The sequence below is a fragment of the Mycobacterium sp. genome, from assembly GCF_049683935.1.
In the GTDB taxonomy this organism is placed as follows: domain Bacteria; phylum Actinomycetota; class Actinomycetes; order Mycobacteriales; family Mycobacteriaceae; genus Mycobacterium.
The window spans coordinates 1-2,385 of the sequence record NZ_JBAUJR010000368.1 but is presented as its reverse complement, the minus strand read 5'-3'; the positions used below and the strand labels follow the sequence as shown (position 1 = coordinate 2,385).

The following is a 2,385-nucleotide window of genomic DNA, read 5'->3' as shown; positions in this document are numbered from 1 at the left end:
GCTCAGGAGTGCGCCGAGCACCGTGACCACCGCCACGGCGCTGACGGCGAACAGCCCGCCCAGCGAACCGGCGACGACGCGGTGCGCGACAGCCAGCGCGGTCGCGATCAGGACGAACCCGATGACGGCTGCGGCGGCGGCCCGCCTGATGTGCGCAGCGCCCCAGGGGCGTTCGCGGGCGGTGGAGAAGATCATCGCGGCGTCGGCGATGTCCTCCACGATGCGCGGCGCCGCCGGACCCACCGGAACCGGCTGCAGCGCAAGCAGATCGCCGTCAACGACGCCGACGGTGTTGAGTGAGGCATCGAGGCTGAACGGTGCCCCTCCGATCGGCGCCAGGCTCAGCAGCTCCGCAGCGTCACGTGCCTCGTCGATGGGCGATACGATGCGCCGCACCGCGGGAATGATCTCCCGAAGCGGCAGTTCGGCCGGTAGGGCGACTTCGGTGAGCCGGCCCCTACCGTCGGTGTCACCGTCGTCGCCCATCGTGGCGGAGAGCACGGCGATGCGCACGATCGGCATCACCGCATTGTTGGGTGAGATCACAGCGGGCTCTGACATTGTTCTTCTCTCTGGTGCGGGTGTTCGTCGAAGTCTCTGGTGACGGCGTGGTCGGGAAACCACTGCCCGTCGGGTAGCGCGGCGGTCAGCCGTTCGACAGCTGCGGCGATGGCCAGCGGCGCGCCCGGGGCGAAGGTCGAGATCCACTCGCCGTCAAAGGCTTTGGACGGGCTGACCAGGACACGGCCGACCGAGGTGTCCACGATGCTGACGCCGACGTCGGTGCTGACCCGGTGTCCGTCGCGATGCTCGCCCGCCACGATCTCCACGTAACTGCGTCTGTCCTCGAACGCGGCCACCACCACAGGGCGCGCGGACGAAGGAATTCCCAGGTAGTCCAGCATGTCTCGCACCGAGGCGCCCGCGCGGATCTGCTCGTCGGCCTTGGCGCCGGCGCGAGCGGGCAGTGCGAACTCCTCGAAGCGCGCGGGTGACCGACCGGACAGGCCCGCCACCAGCACCGGCACCAGCGCCTGCGGATGATCGATGTCCATCCGGGTGAACGTCACCACCTCGGCGCTGCGCAGGGCGACGACGGTGCCCGCGGGGTCCCGGGCGATGATGCCGCGCAGCATGGCGCCGCCACCGGCGACGAACCTCAGTTCGAGCCACTGGCGAGGGCGGCACACCCGGCGAATCCACTGCGCCACCGAGGGTTCGACCGTGCGGTCAGCGGTCATGACCCCCATCCGGGTCAGCTGCCGGACCTGGTCGTCCTCGAACTGCCGCCGCTGGGCCATGTCGCTGTAGGGCGGCGTGACGGCCAGCACCCACGGGAAACTCCCGGCCCCCAGGATGTCGGCGAGAAACCAGGCCGCCTCGGCAGTCAGCTCAACGGCATTAGCGCGCACTGGACCTGATCAGCCCCACTTGGCGCCCTCGGCCTGATCACGGGCGGCCATCGAGGTGGTGTTCATCTCGTGCGTGTTCGCCATGGCGCGGTATGCGCGGACCAACTCTTCCAAGCTGGTGTTCCACTGCGCCTGCCAGGCCTGGTAGGTCGTCCCGGTGCCACCCTGCCAGGCGCCCTGCAGCGCGGCCTGCTCGCTGGCGATGTCGGCGCCGACAGCGTGCAGCGCCCCTGCGTACGTGTTCATCTCGCCTGCGTGGGCGATCATCGCCGGGTAGTTGTACATGATCTGCGACATGTGTGTGCTTCTCCTGTCGTCCGGGCCGGATCAGATGCCGGTGTAGTTGCTTGCGGCGGCGGCGTCCTGGGCGACGTACGACCCGGCGGCGTCGCCGATGTTGGCCTGCGCGATGTCGAGCAGCGCGTTGACCTTCGCCGAGACCTCGACGAACCGGGCGTGCGCCGCCTGGAACGCCGCCGAGGACTCGCCCATGTGGAAGGCCTGCGACGACTGCGCGGCCTGTTCGGCCTGGGCGATGGTGCTGCGCATCAGGGCGGCCTTCGCCCCGAAGTTGGCTTCCGAGGCGACGAGCTGTGGAATGTGAGCATCCAAGAGGCTCATGGGTTTTCCTTTCGGTGGTGGTGGTGGTGGTGATCTTCTGGGTCGGTCTTGTCGTCGGCGGTCGGATCCCAGGTCCCCGGCAGCATGGGGCTCTTGGGTCCACCGCCGAAGGAATCCCCGGCCAGGGTGGTCAGCCCGGTGGCCTCGGCGGTGCCGGTGGAATCGGTTCCGGCGAAGCCCATCGGCCCGGCACCGCGCGTCGAGGCGGTGACCCGCGGTGCGGATTCCGGCGGGGCGTCCCGGTCCGGGTCGTCCTCGTAATCCATATAGGCGTCGGCGTAGCCACGGCCCTTGATGTCCTCCTGCTGGCGGCGCCGGCGCTTGCGCCGTTCCGCCGCGGAGGCCGCCACCC

5 protein-coding genes are annotated in these 2,385 nt (G+C 69.7%); all 5 read right to left on the bottom strand.

Annotation, left to right across the window (positions count from 1 at the left end; all coding sequences use genetic code 11):
- The coding region (eccD, locus tag WA965_RS21385; protein ID WP_526448043.1) for a type VII secretion integral membrane protein EccD at window positions 1–561 on the bottom strand (561 nt) is incomplete at its 3' end.
- A complete protein-coding gene (locus tag WA965_RS21380; protein ID WP_526298692.1) occupies window positions 543–1,412 on the bottom strand; it encodes an ESX secretion-associated protein EspG in 870 nt (289 codons plus the stop codon). The genes WA965_RS21380 and eccD, both read right to left, overlap by 19 nt.
- A gap of 9 nt (window positions 1,413–1,421) precedes the next feature.
- The gene (locus WA965_RS21375; RefSeq protein WP_526298690.1) at window positions 1,422–1,709 is read right to left on the bottom strand and encodes a WXG100 family type VII secretion target; all 288 of its coding nucleotides are present in this window, start codon (window positions 1,707–1,709) and stop codon (window positions 1,422–1,424) included.
- Between the two features lie 30 nt (window positions 1,710–1,739).
- Window positions 1,740–2,033, bottom strand: a complete 294-nt coding sequence (gene esxG, locus WA965_RS21370) for a type VII secretion system protein EsxG (protein ID WP_526298688.1) — start codon at window positions 2,031–2,033, stop codon at window positions 1,740–1,742.
- On the bottom strand, window positions 2,030–2,385 hold a 356-nt coding region (locus tag WA965_RS21365), incomplete at its 5' end, for a PPW family C-terminal domain-containing PPE protein (RefSeq protein ID WP_526448042.1). The genes WA965_RS21365 and esxG, both read right to left, overlap by 4 nt.

Excerpts from the sequence above, each read along its gene's own strand:
- WA965_RS21375 (WP_526298690.1), bottom strand. The coding sequence starts at position 1,709 with ATGTCGCAGATCATGTACAACTACCCGGCGATGATCGCCCACGCAGGC.
- esxG (WP_526298688.1), bottom strand. The coding sequence starts at position 2,033 with ATGAGCCTCTTGGATGCTCACATTCCACAGCTCGTCGCCTCGGAAGCC.